The organism is Phycisphaeraceae bacterium (assembly GCA_015709595.1).
In the GTDB taxonomy this organism is placed as follows: Bacteria; Planctomycetota; Phycisphaerae; order Phycisphaerales; family SM1A02; genus CAADGA01.
The window spans coordinates 2,953,492-2,968,878 of record CP054178.1; the positions used below are offsets into that span (position 1 = coordinate 2,953,492).

At 66.1% G+C, this 15,387-nt stretch carries 16 protein-coding genes; 8 read left to right on the plus strand and 8 right to left on the minus strand.

Annotation, left to right across the window (positions count from 1 at the left end):
- Nucleotides 1-94: 94 nt before the first annotated feature.
- Nucleotides 95-718 carry a hypothetical protein gene (locus HRU76_12490; protein QOJ18356.1) on the minus strand — a complete coding sequence of 208 codons (624 nt, stop codon included), beginning with the start codon at nucleotides 716-718 and terminating at the stop codon, nucleotides 95-97.
- Nucleotides 719-1,033: 315 nt separating this feature from the next.
- A complete protein-coding gene (locus tag HRU76_12495; protein QOJ18357.1) occupies nucleotides 1,034-1,570 on the minus strand; it encodes a hypothetical protein in 537 nt (178 codons plus the stop codon).
- A 168-nt stretch (nucleotides 1,571-1,738) separates the two neighbouring features.
- Between HRU76_12495 and HRU76_12500 the strand changes: the two genes are divergently transcribed.
- The 3 genes from HRU76_12500 to HRU76_12510 all read left to right on the plus strand — a co-directional run bounded on the left by HRU76_12500 (nucleotide 1,739) and on the right by HRU76_12510 (nucleotide 5,493).
- The gene (locus HRU76_12500; GenBank protein QOJ18358.1) at nucleotides 1,739-3,586 is read left to right on the plus strand and encodes a CTP synthase; all 1,848 of its coding nucleotides are present in this window, start codon (nucleotides 1,739-1,741) and stop codon (nucleotides 3,584-3,586) included.
- A 233-nt stretch (nucleotides 3,587-3,819) separates the two neighbouring features.
- Complete coding sequence (locus tag HRU76_12505; protein QOJ18359.1) at nucleotides 3,820-4,533, plus strand: hypothetical protein; 714 nt, start codon at nucleotides 3,820-3,822, stop codon at nucleotides 4,531-4,533.
- Nucleotides 4,534-4,863: 330 nt separating this feature from the next.
- Nucleotides 4,864-5,493, plus strand: a complete 630-nt coding sequence (locus tag HRU76_12510; GenBank protein QOJ18360.1) for a hypothetical protein — start codon at nucleotides 4,864-4,866, stop codon at nucleotides 5,491-5,493.
- 79 nt (nucleotides 5,494-5,572) lie between these two features.
- Here the strand turns inward: HRU76_12510 and HRU76_12515 are convergent, their stop codons facing one another.
- Both HRU76_12515 and HRU76_12520 read right to left on the minus strand, forming a co-directional pair.
- Nucleotides 5,573-6,616, minus strand: a complete 1,044-nt coding sequence (locus tag HRU76_12515; GenBank protein ID QOJ19185.1) for a peptide chain release factor 2 — start codon at nucleotides 6,614-6,616, stop codon at nucleotides 5,573-5,575.
- A gap of 112 nt (nucleotides 6,617-6,728) precedes the next feature.
- A complete protein-coding gene (locus tag HRU76_12520; GenBank protein QOJ18361.1) occupies nucleotides 6,729-7,304 on the minus strand; it encodes an NAD(P)H-dependent oxidoreductase in 576 nt (191 codons plus the stop codon).
- 124 nt (nucleotides 7,305-7,428) lie between these two features.
- Here HRU76_12520 and HRU76_12525 point away from each other — a divergent pair, with 124 nt between their 5' ends.
- From HRU76_12525 to HRU76_12535, 3 genes are all read left to right on the plus strand, one after another.
- Entirely contained in the window at nucleotides 7,429-8,661 is a 1,233-nt protein-coding gene (locus HRU76_12525) for a pyridoxal phosphate-dependent aminotransferase (protein ID QOJ18362.1), read from the plus strand.
- A 187-nt stretch (nucleotides 8,662-8,848) separates the two neighbouring features.
- The gene (locus HRU76_12530; protein QOJ18363.1) at nucleotides 8,849-9,853 is read left to right on the plus strand and encodes an acetyl-CoA carboxylase carboxyltransferase subunit alpha; all 1,005 of its coding nucleotides are present in this window, start codon (nucleotides 8,849-8,851) and stop codon (nucleotides 9,851-9,853) included.
- Between the two features lie 188 nt (nucleotides 9,854-10,041).
- Nucleotides 10,042-11,010 (plus strand): hypothetical protein, encoded by a 969-nt coding sequence (locus tag HRU76_12535; protein QOJ18364.1) that lies wholly within the window; start codon nucleotides 10,042-10,044, stop codon nucleotides 11,008-11,010.
- A 93-nt stretch (nucleotides 11,011-11,103) separates the two neighbouring features.
- On the opposite strand, the gene HRU76_12540 is transcribed toward HRU76_12535, so the two are convergent.
- The 3 genes from HRU76_12540 to HRU76_12550 all read right to left on the minus strand — a co-directional run bounded on the left by HRU76_12540 (nucleotide 11,104) and on the right by HRU76_12550 (nucleotide 13,392).
- Nucleotides 11,104-11,763: a PH domain-containing protein gene (locus tag HRU76_12540; GenBank protein QOJ18365.1), complete on the minus strand. Its 660-nt coding sequence runs from the start codon at nucleotides 11,761-11,763 to the stop codon at nucleotides 11,104-11,106.
- The gene (hpt, locus tag HRU76_12545) at nucleotides 11,760-12,308 is read right to left on the minus strand and encodes a hypoxanthine phosphoribosyltransferase (GenBank protein ID QOJ18366.1); all 549 of its coding nucleotides are present in this window, start codon (nucleotides 12,306-12,308) and stop codon (nucleotides 11,760-11,762) included. The genes HRU76_12540 and hpt overlap by 4 nt, the downstream gene beginning before the upstream one ends.
- Nucleotides 12,309-12,369: 61 nt before the next feature.
- On the minus strand, nucleotides 12,370-13,392 hold the full coding sequence (locus tag HRU76_12550; protein ID QOJ18367.1) for an NAD-dependent isocitrate dehydrogenase: 1,023 nt from the start codon (nucleotides 13,390-13,392) through the stop codon (nucleotides 12,370-12,372).
- A 250-nt stretch (nucleotides 13,393-13,642) separates the two neighbouring features.
- Between HRU76_12550 and HRU76_12555 the strand changes: the two genes are divergently transcribed.
- On the plus strand, nucleotides 13,643-13,930 hold the full coding sequence (locus HRU76_12555) for a hypothetical protein (GenBank protein ID QOJ18368.1): 288 nt from the start codon (nucleotides 13,643-13,645) through the stop codon (nucleotides 13,928-13,930).
- Between the two features lie 37 nt (nucleotides 13,931-13,967).
- A complete protein-coding gene (locus HRU76_12560) occupies nucleotides 13,968-14,765 on the plus strand; it encodes a hypothetical protein (protein QOJ18369.1) in 798 nt (265 codons plus the stop codon).
- 103 nt (nucleotides 14,766-14,868) lie between these two features.
- On the opposite strand, the gene HRU76_12565 is transcribed toward HRU76_12560, so the two are convergent.
- Nucleotides 14,869-15,363 carry a DUF1579 domain-containing protein gene (locus HRU76_12565; protein QOJ19186.1) on the minus strand — a complete coding sequence of 165 codons (495 nt, stop codon included), beginning with the start codon at nucleotides 15,361-15,363 and terminating at the stop codon, nucleotides 14,869-14,871.
- Between the last annotated feature and the right edge of the window lie 24 nt (nucleotides 15,364-15,387).

Below are 15,387 nucleotides of genomic sequence, written 5' to 3' on the forward strand. Positions count from 1 at the left end.
GACCTCCCCGACAGTCGTCGGAGAAGGTCGTCACTCTACTCGCGGATGATGGTTTGTGAGAGGAGACACCCGCGATGAAGAAGAAGCGTCTGATTCAGCCGCGACGGCGACGTCGTGCGGTCAGCCCCGCGAGTCCGAGCAGCGCCAGCGCGCCGGGGGCGGGAACTTCCTCGTAGTAGATGGTCCCGTTCCACACCCGCGGCTGGAAGACTGACGGTCCGAACGCCGCATTGGTGGCGGAGCCGAGCGCGATCGTCAGGTCCGCGTTGCCGAAGTTCTGGTTGCCGCCCGTGCCGTTGGTGTATTCATGGCCGCTGGTGGCGGTGCCGTTGTGCAGGGCGCGCAGCGCCATGCCGTAGGTGCCCGGCCCGAGCACGAAGTCCGTCACGTTGATGAAGGCGGGGTTGTTCACTCCCGCGCCGTTGCCGGAGCCGCTTGAGGTCAGCGTCCAGGCGCCCTGGTTCAGTTCGAAGCCGGAGTGTCCGCCCACGCGGGTGTACACATCCATGGCGATGGTGTCGCTCGGTCCGGCGGTGTTGTTGATGTCGAAGCCGGTGATGCGAATGCCATTGCTGTTCAGCACGGTGACGGTGAAGTACACCATGCCGCCATTGCTGCCGCGGTTGTTGCTGGCGAACAGCGTCGTCAGCGACCCTGCTGCGGCCGAGCCGGTCGCCAGGGCGGCGACGGCCATGCCAATCCACGTTCGAATGTTCATTCTACGACCTCCTCTGCTCTGCGTTGAAGCGAACGGAACGCCCGCGCGACATGGCGGGCGTGAAGGAACACGCTCCACAGGCAGTTGGAAGGCAGGTACCCCACCTGCACCAGCCGCCTCCCCCGGAAGCGACCGGTCGTCCGCGCGATCAGTTGGCATCCCCGGATCGCGCTGCGGCACGACCCTCGATCAGGTGATATTGAACCACAATCGGGACGGCTTGCAAGCCCCCGGTCACGGTTTTGTGGGACATTTCACAAGTTGCTGACGGATGGACATTTGCGAGTGCGCCCCGCGATCCACCGTCGGCACGAATCAACGCCGCAGATCGTCCACATCCACCGGAGGAGCGCCATCGCTCGATTCCGTCGCTTCCTTCGGCGTTCTGTCTGCGCCGTCTGACGCGCCGGTGGGTGAAGCGTCCGGGGCTGTCATCGGCTTGCCCCCCAGCAGCGCCCACACGTCGGCGAAGTAGAGCCGCGCATCCTCCCGCGCCTGGGCGGGCACATCGACAGCCCGGCTGACGATCTCGATCGTCGGACCTTGCTTCCCTTCCACCAGGCGGATGGTGTGCTGCAACGTCCGCTCCTGTCGCTGGGGATTGCCGAGCGGGATGATGACGTCGCGTCGAATCTGTCGGTGAAGTTCAATGCGTGCGTCGGCCTCATCCGCGTGGACGTGGTTGTGGACGGTGAACCAGTCGTGGTGGTAGCCGGGGTTGTTGGCGGATGCGATCATCGCCGCCCACACCTGCGAGGGCTCGTGCCCGGGGTACGCCTCGCGCACCGTGGTGCAGCCGACCAACGTCAGAGCGACCACCGCGGAAAGGAGCATCGAGAGCCGTGTGAGCATGGCGTTTCTCCGTCGTGAACGATACCCGCGAGCCGGACCAGCGGCGCTTTCCCGTTATCGACCATCCCCGCAATGAACCTGAACGGGGATGGCTGATGGGCACGAGCCGCAGGTCAAGAGCCGGCGATTGCCCCTTCCCATCCGCCCCCGGGCATGGTACAGTCCACTATGCCCATCTCACACGGTTCCGCGCGCCACGGCGGGGATTCATCCTCCGGCTTTCTTGCCCAATTCGGCCCGTCCAAGGAGACGACCGAGTTCTATTCGCCTGTTCCCCCCGGCTACCAGCGAGGACGCCACAAGTACGTCGCGGTGTTCGGCACGGTCATGTCCGGGCTGGGCAAGGGCATCTTCTCCTCGTCGCTGGCGAAACTCCTCAAGGACAAGGGTCTGACCGTCGCCCCCATCAAGATGGAGGGCTACCTGAACATCGACTCGGGCACACTCAACCCCTACCGGCACGGCGAGGTGTTCGTGCTCGATGACGGCACCGAGTGCGACATGGACCTGGGCACCTACGAGCGCATGCTCGACCAGAACCTGTCGCGTCAGAACTTCGTCACCAGCGGACAGATCTACACCGAGATTCTCGAGCGCGAGCGCCGGGGCGAGTACCTCGGCCGCGACGTGCAGATGATCCCCCACGTCACCGGTGAGGTGAAACGCCGCCTGCGGCAGCTGGCCATGACGGGCGGGCCGGACAAGGGGCCGGTGGACGTGGTTTTCGTCGAGGTCGGCGGCACCGTCGGCGACTACGAGAACGGCTTCTACATCGAGGCCCTGCGCGAACTGGCGTTCGAGGAGGGCGAGAACTCGGTCTGCTTCGTGGCGCTGACGTACATCATCGAGCCGCCCATCCTGGGTGAGCAGAAGTCCAAGGCGGCGCAGCTTGGCATCAAGCGGCTGATGGAGGCCGGCATCCAGCCGCACCTCGTCGCCTGCCGGGCGCAGAACCCCGTCGGCGAAGTGGTGCGCCAGAAGATGGCCATGTTCTCCAACGTGCCGATGAAGCGCGTCTTCTCCATGCACGACCGCGAGTCGATCTACACCATCCCGGGCGCCATGCGGCTGGAAGGGCTTGACCGCGAGATCCTCTCCATTCTCGACCTGCACGACCGCGTGGACCCCGCGGTGGAAGACCGCGCCCGAGCCCAGTGGGAGGAGTACGCACGCCGCATCGTCGCCCGCAAGCGGCACAAGGTGACGCTTGGCATTACAGGCAAGTACGCCGCGCTGCGCGACGCCTACGCCTCCATCGAGAAGGCCATCGAGCATTGCTCCACGCACCTGGGGGTGGAGGTGGAGGAACGCTGGATCGACACAACGGAGATAGACCCCGCTACCGCCGCCCGCACGCTCAGCGGTGTGCATGGCGTGATTGTCCCGGGCGGGTTCGGGCAGCGCGGCGTGGAGGGCAAGATCGCCTGTGTGCAGTACGTGCGCGAGCAGGGCATTCCCTACCTGGGCATCTGCCTTGGCATGCAGGTGGCGGTCATCGAGTACGCCCGAAACGTGCTGGGGCTGCGCGGCGCCAACTCGATGGAGTTCGACCCCCGCGCGCCGTACCCCATCATCTCCGAGCTGCCCGAGCAGAAGAAGATCGAGGGGTTGGGCGGCACCATGCGCCTGGGGGCGCAGGACGTGCAGATCGAGGAAGGGTCGCTGGCCCACTTCCTGTTCGGCTCGACATGGGTGCGTGAGCGATTCCGGCACCGATACGAGGTGGACCCCGCCTACGTGGATCAGCTCCAGCAGGCGGGCCTGAGATTCTCAGGACGGCACCCGAAGCAACCCATCATGCAGGTGATGGAGCTGCCGCGCGAGGCCCACCCGTTCTTCATCGCCTCGCAGTTCCACCCGGAACTGACGAGTCGTCCGCTTCACCCGCAGCCGATGTTCATGGGCTTCCTGGCGGCGGCGATCGCGCGAGCCAACCCAACCCTGGCCCCGCAGGAGATTTCGGAGCGCTGGCTGCGCCCGCGCCCTCGTGAGGCCGCGCTGGCCGCGGCGGGGTGAGAGTCGGGGCTCCGGCGCTGTCGCTGACCGGGGTGAGCTCCCGGCGGCATCCATGTCAATCCAGGTAATCTGACCCCGCACGGCGAGTTCGCCCGTGGATGCGTGATTTCCTCTTGCAATTTTATTTATTTCGGTTATCACCAAGCCAGACCGCGTGCAACGGTGACCTTGTGGGCTCGCCGTCCGGGGGAGAACCAGCGGCTGCGCGGCGCAGTGCAGTGAGGAGAGACATCATGAGAGTTCTGGCGACGACACTCGCCGCGCTCTGCCTGGCCGGCAGCGCGACGGCGGACATCCTCGACGACTTCGAGGATGGCAGCATGAGCGAGTACCTGATTGGGTCAGGCACCTTCAACAACGCCAACATCTCCGGCGCACATGCCCACGATGGGGCGCTGGGGCTTGGATTCCTGCAAGGGTCCGGCCCGATGTTCTACTACCGCAACGATGTAACCACGTCGGCGGGCAACCGATACTTCGCCTACGTGCGCTCGAACGTCGGCTCAGCCGGCGGCGCCGCGGCAGGTCGCGTCTACATGGGCGTGGACGCCGGACCTGGCGGGGCAATTACCGCGGTGTTCGCGCCGAACACGCCAGCCACCGGCCTGCTGCTTCAGAACAACAGCGGCTGGGGCTTTGTCACCGTCGGCCAGGTGGCGGCCAACTACGCCGCCAACACGTGGTACCTGCTGGAACTCAACTGGGTCGGCGTGGGCCAGATGCAGGCCCGCGTGTGGGATGAGACTGGCAACACCCTCATCGCCGACACGGGTGTGCTGGGCGTTCCCTCTCTTGGCGGAGGCGGCCTCGCCCTGCGCGGGTTCACCACCGGCACCGCAGCCCTCAACTCCATCGACACGATCTACGAGAACGCCATTCCCGCTCCCAGCGTGCTGGCGCTTCTGGGCCTGGCCGGACTGTCCATTCGTGGTCGGCGTCGTCAGTAGACCTGGACGCGGCATTCGATCGGTGTGCCCTGCAATGGCCCCTGTCGTTGGACGGGGGCCTTTTTGTTCGTCAACTTCCGTGCGATCGAGCATTCACCGACGCCCCGGTTTTCTCGGGACGGATGATGGCTCAGGATGTGAACCCATGAGCGCGGTTCGGATCGCCAGTCAACGACCACGCGGAAATCTCCGAATCGTGTCTTGCATCACGGTGTGGTCGTCGGTAGGATGGCTCGCGTGGAGATTCCCGACGCCGCGCGTGCGGCCGGGAGAAGTGGTTTGAATGTGCGGACCTTCTCGTCGTCCGCCGCAGTTGAGGAGGAAGTCACGATGAGGAAACTCCTGTGCAGCGCCCTGTTGGGCGCGGCGATGTCGTCTCTCACCGCATCCGCCATCGCTGGCGGCGGTTTTCTCGAAACCGCCCCGTCCAACAACGGCAGCGGCGGCGTGTTCATGGACCTGACCCCGCTCGGCCCGTCCCTGAGGGTCACTTCATTTGACGTGTCCTACACGGGCACATCGGGCACCAACGTCGACGTGCAGGTGTGGACGCGCCCGGGCAGCTACGTCGGGTTCACCGGCGGCAGCGGCGGGTGGACGCTCACCCAGACCGTGGTCGGCACCCGCGGTGGAACGACGGTGTGGACGCCGCTCGTCCTGACCACGCCGATCCTGCTTCAGGCCGGTGAAACCACCGCGGTGTACCTGCACTGCGTCACGGCGGGCGGCGGCATCCGTTACACGGGCACCACCGCGCTGCCGCCGCAGACCACGTGGGAGAATGGCGACCTGCGGCTCTTCAGCGACGTGGCCCGCACGGGTGATATCGCTTTCGGTGGAACCCTGTTCACGCCCCGCACCTTCTCAGGCCGCGTTCACTACGAACTGGTTCCCGCGCCGGGCGCGATCGCGTTGCTTGGCGTGGCCGGCCTTGTGACACGACGCCGTCGGCGTTCGTGACGCGCGTCATCGCATCAAGGCCAGGAACGATCCAACCCCGCCTCATGGGCGGGGTTTTTCGTCCGATCTCAGGCCGCCGCTATGCCTTGACCGTCTGTCGGCTCGCTTCCTTCTCCGCGCGGCGGCGTTTCAGCTCCGCGTCGATGAATCCTTCGATCTCGCCGTCCAGCACCGATTGGGGGTTGCCGACTTCGTAGCCGGTGCGGTGATCCTTCACGCGGTTGTCGTAGATGACGTAGGAGCGGATCTGTGTCCCCCAGCCGCGATCCACCTTGCCGCCAGTGGCTTCGTTCAGTTCCGCGGCCCGCTTCTCCTCCTCGATCTGTTCAAGCTTGGCCTGCAGAATCGAGAGGGCCTGCTTCTTGTTCTGCGGCTGATCGCGGTACGTGGACGAAACGATCATGATGCCCGTGGGCTTGTGGACCACGCGGATCGCCGACGCCACCTTGTTGACGTTCTGCCCGCCCGGTCCGCTGGCGCGGACGAAGGGCGTGATCTCCACCTCGTTCATGTCGATCTCGACGTTCATCTCGTCGAACTCGGGCGTCACATCCACCGTGGCGAAACTGGTCTGCCGCTTGCCCTGAGCGTTGAACGGACTGACGCGGGCCAGCCGGTGCGTGCCGCGCTCGCAGGACATGTAGCCGAAGGCGTAAGGCCCCTTGACGAGGTACGTCACCTCGCTGATGCCCGTCTCGGTTCCGGGGTTGCGGTTGATCTCCTCGACCTTCCAGCCCATCTTGGCCCAGTAGTACAGGTACATGCGATCGAGCATCGCAGCCCAGTCATCCGCCTCGGTGCCGCCGTCGCCCGCCTGGATGGAGACGAAGCAGTTGCGATGGTCGTGCTTGCCCGAGAGCAGCGACTGCAACTCGACTTTCTCCATCTGGGTCTGGAGCTGGAAAAGGGTCTCATCCGCCTCGGCGAGCAGGTCGGCATCCTCGGCCTCGCGGGCCAGTTCGTAGCCGACCTTGACATCGTCGAACTGGCGGATGATCTCCTCCAGCCCCTCGGTCTGGGCCTTCAGCGTCTTGAACTCGGCGATGACCTTCTGCGCCTGGACGGGGTTGTTCCAGAAGTCGGCGCCGTTCATGCGCTCCTGGAGCGCGGCCCGATCCTTCAGTCGTTGATCGTAGTTAAAGAGAGTCGCGGATGGTCAAGATCCGCGCCTCGAGATCCTCGATGGCCGCCTTGTGGTTCTCGTAATGCATGGCACACGGTAGCGCGGGGGCGTGCTAAAGCAACTTGGCCGTCACCTGCGCCAACCTGGCGCCCACCGCCTCCAGCCCCTGCCGAAGCCGGTCATCCGTCATGCGGCCCTCGGCGTCGAAGACCTTGTCCACGCCTGACGCGGCCCGCTGGTCAGGGATCACCAGCACGCCGATGTTGCCGAGAATCTCGCGCACGTGGCGCAGCACGCGCAGCCCGCCCAACGCGCCGCCCGACGCCGCCACCAGACCGGCGGTGCGGCCATGCCAGTACTGCAGGTTCCCCCGGCCGTCCGGGCCGCGGGTGGTCCAGTCGATGGTGTTCTTGAGCAGGGGGGTGATGGAGCTGTTGTACTCCGGGCAGGCGATCAAGTAGCCGTGATGCGTCGCCATCACCTCCTGCAATCGCTTCGTGCCCTCCGGCAGCCGGTGAATCGCCTCCCAGTCGGCGTCGTAGAGGGGCATGGGGTAGTCGGCCAGATTGATGACCATCACTTCCGCCCCAGCGGCGCGCGCACCACTTGCGGCGATCTCCAGCACCTTGCGGTTCCATGAGTCCTTGCGGACGCTTCCGGCGAAGGCGAGAATCCGAGGGGCGGGCATGTGAAGGTCCTCTCTGGTGCGGCGCGGCAACAGCACCCGCGCGGGTAGAACTTCGATTCCAGCGGACTGCCGACGTTTCGCGCCGTCGTCGCAGTGAACCGGATCGAGGGTATGCTACCGGACCATGAGCACCATCGCGCGGGGTTCGGTGTTGTCGGATCGCGTCGCCGCCCTCAAGCCGTCGTCCACCTTGGCGGTGAGCGCCCGCGTCAACGCCCTGAAGGCGCAGGGCGTGGACGTGATCGGCTTCGGCGCGGGCGAGCCGGACTTCGACACGCCCGCCAACATCAAGCAGGCCGCCATTGACGCCCTGCTCGCAGGCAAGACTCGCTACACCCCCACGCCGGGACCGATGGAGGCGCGGCAGGCCATCGCCGCCAAACTCACGCGCGAGAACGGCATCGACTGCAAGCCCGAGCACATCATCATCACCGTCGGCGCCAAGCACGCCATGTACATGGCCATGCAGGCGCTCGTCAACCCGGGGGATGAAGTCATCATCCTCACTCCCGCGTGGGTGAGTTACCGACCGATGATTGAACTGGCCGGCGGCGTGCCCGTGGAGGTGCCGGGCGCCATCGAGCGCGGCTTCAAGGTGACGCCGGAGCAGATTGACGCCGCCATCACGCCCGCCACCGTGGCGATCGTCATCAACAGCCCGTCCAACCCATGCGGCATCGCCTACACGCCGGGTGAACTTCGCGCCATCGCCGCCGTGCTGGAACGGCACCCACATGTCACCATCATCACCGACGAGATCTACGAGCGGCTTCGCTACGACGGGGAGCGGCACTTGTCGCTTGGCTCGCTCTCCGCGCTGACCGATCGCGTGGTGACCATCAACGGGCTGAGCAAGGCCTACGCCATGACCGGCTGGCGTATCGGCTACCTGTGTGCCCCGGGGCAGGGCGGGCGGCTCATCAAGGCCGTCTCATCCTTGCAGGACCAGTTGACGAGCAACATCACCTCGTTCTCCTACGCGGCGGTGGTGGAGGCGCTCACCAACGGCGATGCGGCCGTGATCGCCATGCGCGACGCCTTCGCCAGGCGCGCGGCGCTGATGCACGACCAGGTCGCCGCCATGCCCATGCTGCGCTGCCCGAAGCCGACCGGGGCGTTCTACGTCTTCCCCGACGTGCGGGCGTATCTGGGCCGCGTCAGTCCCGCAGGCAGGCGGCTTGAATCGGCCTGCGACTTCGCCGAAGCCCTGCTCGAGGAAGCCCGCGTGGCCGTGGTGCCCGGCGAGGATTTCGGACGCTGCGCCGGAACCCACGTGCGCCTGAGCTTCGCCTGCGGCGAGAGCCAGATTCGCGAAGGATGCGGCCGGATTCGGGGCTGGCTGGAGCGGTTTCAATAGGATCGATCGCAAATCGCATCCATGCCACGGACAAGCCCGGTCACTTCGTTCCGAAGCGCTCTGAAGCCCACCCGGTCGACCAGCATCACCGAGATCCGGTACCGCCGCGAGCCAACCGCCATTCCGACCAGAACGCACTAGAATAGCGTTGCCGCGCTGGTTCTCGACCGGAGCGGCCACCACCGCCATGCCCACCACCCCATCCCAGCCCGCCGCTCCATCCACCACCACCTACAAACTGCCCTTTGAGCAGCCGGTGGTTGAACTCGAAAAGCAGATCGACCTGCTCGCCGCCAAGGGGGCGGACACACCGGCCGAGAAGCTCGACGCCCTGCGGGCGGATCGGGAGCGGCTGCTGGCCAACCTGTACCGCGATCTGTCCGCGTGGGACACGGTATTGGTGGCCCGCCATCCCAACCGGCCGCAGACTTCGGACTACATCGAGCGCCTCTGCCGCGACTTCGCCGAGCTGCACGGCGATCGGCGGTTCGGCGATGACCCGGCCATCATCACCGGACTGGCCCGCATCGGGTCGCACAAGGTGATGCTCATCGGCCAGCAGAAGGGCAAGACCACGCAGGAGCGCATGGCCTGCCACTTCGGCTGCGCCCACCCGGAGGGCTATCGCAAGGCCCTGCTGAAGATGCGGATGGCCGAGAAGTTCGGGCTGCCGATCGTGACGTTCATCGACACCCCGGGGGCCTACCCCGGTCTTGGGTCGGAGACGCGCGGCGTGGCCGAGGCCATCGCCGTCAACCTGCGAGAGATGGCCCGGCTTCGCACGCCGATCATCTGCATCGTGATCGGCGAGGGCGGCTCGGGCGGGGCCCTGGGCATCGGCGTGGGCGATCGCATCGCCATGCTCGAACACGCGTGGTATTCCGTCATCAGCCCGGAAGGGTGCGCGGCGATCCTGTGGAAGGAAACCAACGAGAAGACCAAGTACGCCGCGGCGGAGGCGCTGAATCTCACCGCCCGCGACAACCTGCGCAACGGCATCATCGACGCCATCATCCCCGAACCGCTGGGCGGGGCGCACCGTGACCCGGCGGGCGCGGCGGCCAACCTGCAGACGTGGATCATCGAGCAGATCCGCGACCTGAAGCGCTTCAAGCCCGAGACGCTGGTGAAGCGGCGCTACGAACGCTTCCGGTCACTGGGGGCGGTGGCGTATGCGGCGAGCGAAGCATGAGCCGTCGGCGGGGATTCCTCGCGGCCCGTCGAACAGGCCAGTCAGCATCGTGAGCGGTTGGTTCCCGCCACTGCCGCATGGAGTCCTGTTCCTGCACGAATCACCAAGTTCCCGTATCCTAGAATCCGTGCCCGCGTTGCCGACGCCTTTGGCCCACTGTTTCTCGGCTTTCCGGAATCCCTCGCCCCATGCCCAACATCACCCGCCCCATCGCGTCCGGCGCCGCCGCGGCGGCCAACAAGACGAAGATCCTGCTGGTGCGGCAGCCGGTGAAGTCGGTGCGCAAGCAGGATGAGCGAGACCCGCGCCCGATGCGGATGGCGATCGGCATCGTGGCGGCGGTGGGGGCGGTCGGCGCGGTGTGGATGCTGGGATACCTTGGGTTCCGACTGGGGTTTGCAGCGATCATGGGTGTGCCCGAACTGCTGGGTGAGCCGGGTTCGGGGCTGGCGACGGGGGCGCTGATGCTGATGACTGCGCCATTGCGGGTGTTCGAGGTGGGCATCGAGCAGCCGATGTGGCTGATGGTGGGGTTCGCGCTCATCGCGATTCCCGGCGGGGCCTTGGCGGGGGCCAAGCCCATCACGCCGGGCGGGCCGAAGCCGTCCAACCTGTTCGTGACGCTGTCGTGGACGGGCGCCATCGGCTGCGCCCTGGTGGCCGTCGGATTGGTCGCCTACGTCTCGTCACCCTGGCGGATGGGGCTGCTCACCCCGCTGGCAAGCGACCTGACGGACGTGCGAAGGTGGCTGAACGGCCTGATGATCGCCGCCGGACTGGATGGGCTGGCGCTGGTCGCCTCGGTGATGTGGCTGGTGCTGGCCTTGCGGCTTTCGACACCACTTTGGATGCGGGCCCTGTCGATCTCGCTGGCTGCTCTGGCGGTTGCGGTGGTCGCGCTGGCGATGTCCATCAGCAACGCCGCAGTGGTCCACCTGCGCATGGAACGCTCGGCGTGGATTGTGCGAGGCGGCGAGAGTGACGTCGTCGAGCGGGTGCTCGTGGGCTACACGCGGCGGCATGCGGTGCTGATGGAGACCGATGGTGGCCGGGTGCGCTTCGAGATGGTGGATGTGCCGTCGACGTACAGGGTCGCTCCGGGTGGATCAATCGCGGAAGCGATGCTGGCGGGGGTGCCGGTGGTGGAGCCGCAGTGAACCGCGATCGATCATCAACGAGCCGCACTCGTCCGGAAGCGGTCGGGGCGTCCTCCGCTCCCTGACGGTCGCGACTCGCGTCGCTTGTCGCGTTCATACGCCGCCGCGCCCGTGGTTTCGCCCGTAGCGCCGGATCGCCTCCACGACCACCTTGTGCGCCTGGTAGGGCCTGGCGATCATCGACCAGAAGGCGTCGTAGGTGTCGCTGCCCGCGGTGGCGAACCCGATGCTGCCCAGCCCGCACACCCGCTCGCGCATGCTGATGAACACGCTGGTGTGCTGGATGCTCGACAGCGGCGCCTCGAATATGGCCACGCGGATCACGCCCATGCGCCGGATCAGCCGCCGATCCGTCAGTACGTACAGGCGGTTCCACCACTCGAAGGTCTGCCACACCAGCCGCAGCACGATGGCCAGGGCGCCAAGCGTGAAGGCGTGTGCGTCGGCCCAGGGAATCCACGTGATCTTGGTCAGGTAGGCCCCCAGCATCATCACGATCAGGATGCCCGCCACCGCGCCCAGCGAGGAGAGCGGCACGAACAGGATGCTGGGACGCAGGAGCAGCAGAATGATCTCGTCGCCGCTGACCAGATCGGCGACGGCGGCCTCGGCGGGACGACCGAACACCGCCTCGCCGCCGTTTACGCCGGCGTTCGCCACCCGCGGCGATTGACGCGGATCGCCCGGCGTCACGGCGCCGAGGTGGCCGGAATCGTCGCCGACCCTGTCTCGCTGGTCGTGCCGGTTCGTCATCCCATCGCCTCGCGCTTGAGCGTTCCGATCTCGGGCAGATTCCTGTAGTAATCGTCGTAATCCAGCCCATACCCCACCACGAACACATCGGGAATGTCGAATCCCACGTACTCGCAGGGCGTCTCCAGCGCCGAAGGGATCTGCTTGCGAAGCAGCACGCACGTTCGAATCGAGAGCGGCGAACGGGCGGCGATCTCATCCCGCAGCAGCCGGATGGTCCTGCCGGAGTCGAGAATATCATCCACGATCAGCACGTGCCGCCCATCCAGCACGCGCGACACCTCGCCGCGGATCACCGGACCGCGCGTGGTAGTGCTGCGACCGGGGTAGCTGCTGACCGTGATGAGCGACATCCGCACGCGCAGGGGCAGTTCCCGGATCAGGTCGGCGACGAAAATGATGCTGCCCTTGAGCACTGGCACGATGACCAGCCCGCCGGCGTTCGACGCCGTCCGCAGGTCGGCGGTGATCTGCGCGCCCAGTTCCCGCACCCGCGCCGCGATGGCGTCACGCGTGATCAGAATCTGGTCGAGGTCTTCGCGCACGGAAGGAGTGTACCGCGGTCCTGACTCGGGAGAGGGAATCTGCGGAGAACATGCCGCCGGGTCACAGCCGCCGGATGACCGCATCGGCGAATCCGCGCGTATCGAGCACGCCGCCCAGGTCGCGGGTCTTCTCGCCCGCCACCAGCGCGGCGTTGTACGCCTGCCTGATGCGGGCGGCGATGGCGGTGAACTCGGGCAGCCCGCGCGTCTCGCCAACGTGGTTGAGCATCATCACCGCGCTCATGAGCAGGGCCAGCGGGTTGGCCACGCCCTTGCCTGCGATGTCGGGCGCCGAGCCATGCACGGCCTCGAAGACCGCCTGCCGATCGCCGTAGTTCGCCCCCGGCGTCACGCCCAGACCGCCCACCAGCCCGGCGCAGAGATCGGACAACACGTCGCCGTACAGGTTCTCGCACAGGATGACGTCGAAGCGCGACGGTTCCTGCACGAGCCGCATGCAGCCCGCGTCGATGATGACCTCCTCGTAGGCGATGGAGGCGCCGGATCGTGCGTGCTCCTCGCGGGCGCAGCGGATGAACAGCCCATCCGACAGCTTCATGATGTTGGCCTTGTGGAAGACGGTGATCTTCTTCCGTCCGCGCGTGACCGCATAGTGAATCGCGAAGCGGGCGATGCGGCGGCAGGCCTCCTCGGTGGCGACCTTCAGCGACGTAACGACGCCCGGCGTGATCACGTTCTCGATGCCGGAATACAGCCCCTCGGTGTTCTCCCGAATGACGACCAGATCGACGCCGGAGAAGCGCGTGGGCACCCCATCCATCGATCGCACGGGCCGCACCGCCGCGTACAGGTTGAGCTGCTTGCGAAGGGCCACGTTGACGGATGAGAATCCGCCGCCCACGGGCGTGGTGCAGGGGCCCTTGAGCGCCACGCCGTGCTTCAGGATCGCGTCCGTAGTGGATGCGGGCAGGACATCCTTCTCGCCCGCCTCAATGGCCGCCACGCCGGCGCGGCGTTCGACCCACTCGATGGGCGTTCCCGCGGCCTTGAGCACGCGCTGCACCGCCTCGGTGACTTCGGGACCGATTCCATCGCCGGGGATGACCACCACCGTCTGAGGCATGTTGACTCCGTTCGCAGGGGTTGCTCGAAGGATAGACGCTTGGTTCAACCGGACGATCGGGGGACGCCCTTTCACCATCGTTCGCGAGCCGTTGCACCATGTTCCTGCTGGCGATGAAGGGCAGACGGCCTGCCTGATCGGCAACTGGCGATTCCGGCTTCGCGTACTCACGAACGGACCGATGACGGGGAAGCACGCCGTCCTGTCCGGCAATCCCGGCACGTGTCACATCGGTTCGGAAAGGCGAGTCATGAGCGACATCACCCAACCCTGGCTCCTCTGGCTCAAAGGCGCCCTGTTCGTCGTGGTGGGCGTTGCGGCAGGCGTGTACGTGCTGGCCGCGCTGCCCCGATGGGACATTGCCCTGTGCCTGGGGATCGCCATCTGGGCCTTCGCGCGGGCCTACTACTTCGCGTTCTACGTGATCGAGAAGTACATCGACCCCTCGTTCCGTTTCGCGGGGCTGTGGTCGGTCATCCGCTACGCGCTGGGGCGTGGTCGCGGGGGTTCTGGTCACGCGCGAGAGACGGCGCGGTAGGATGGCAGCGTTGGTGGGGATTGAAGCGGGTTGCAACATGCTCAAACAGTTGATCGGACGTTGTGCGGCGTTTCTGCTTCTCGGCGTGATCACCACCATCGTCGTCACCTGGACGTTCGCCGCCCTGCGCGCTGTGAGAACCATTGAGCGGAACGAGCAGGGTTCGTTCGTCATTTGGGATCGCCCGTGGAACATCGTTCAGGAGCGTCAGTTTGGGATGCACGATGTCTGGTGGTACGACCTGCATGACGAGATTCCCCGCACGACGCCGCCAGAGCAGGTCGTGGCCGAGGCGAACGAGGAGCGGGAACAGCGGCGCGCGTCGGGTGGTTTAATGCCTTCCGGTCGGCCTGTCGAGGCGTTGGAGTCCGTTCCAATGTGGGGCACGTTCGGTCGGTCGCCGCTGCCCCCGGATGAGGTCATGGGTGGAGATGTCGCTTTCGGTTTTCCGCTGCCCGCCGCATGGATGACCGTCACCTGCGACGTGCAGGGAAACATGGTTCTCAACCCGCGTCTGGAGGGCGCCGGGCTGGTTCACGGGAATCTCAGCGCACGGGGGAACGAGTTCGTCGCGCTGCCGTATCGGCCGATCGTGTGGGGCATCGCATTCAACACGCTGTTCTACGGGCTGGCGTGGTGGGGCTTCGTTCGACTCGTCGTCGTTGCACGTCGCAGCCACCGCTTCAGACGCGGGTTGTGTCCTGAGTGCAGGTATGACCTTCGAGGCCATCGAGTCGCCGATTCGTTCGACGCCCCCGAGCGGCCGGGATGTCCCGAGTGTGGATGGAACCGCGCGGTGATGCCTGCACGAACAGACGCTGGGCGCGCGGAATGAAAGCGGCCTCCACGCGCGGCGAGCGCGATTGGAGGCCATCCGCTTCATCCCGGTCCATTGGTGGACGCGACGCCTCTCGCGGAGCGTTGAGGCCCTGTCCGGCTTACTTCTTCCGCTTCAGCGTGCCGGTGCCGAACTTGATCCACTGGCCGTCATCGCCTTGAGCGTAGGAAGTCAGCGTTCGCAGGTCGTTGTTCTTCATCTCGATGACGTCGCGGTACTTGGCGGTCTTGCCGGGGTCCATCATGTTGGGGCCTTCGGCTTCGAGGGTGAGGATCGTGCCGGTGGGGTCCATCGTGCCTTCGTAGACCCACAGGATGTCGGTGATGGAGTCCACCCAAGTGCCGATGTACTTGCCCTTCTCCGGGCTGTAGCCAAGCGTCATCACCGCCTTGATGGTTCCCATCGGGGTATCGGTGCTGATGTCGCAGATGATCCAGCGTCCTCCGAGTGAACGCACGCTGTCGGTGCCGGTGGCCTTCATGGGCGGCTGGTCGGGGCCGGTGAGCATCTCGCTCTCTGAGGTCCATTCGCCGACCATCTTCTGGAGCCACTCGTGCTCCTTCTGCGGCGGGGGGAGATCGGGCATGTCCTCCATGCCTGGTGGGGGTTGAGCGGGGGG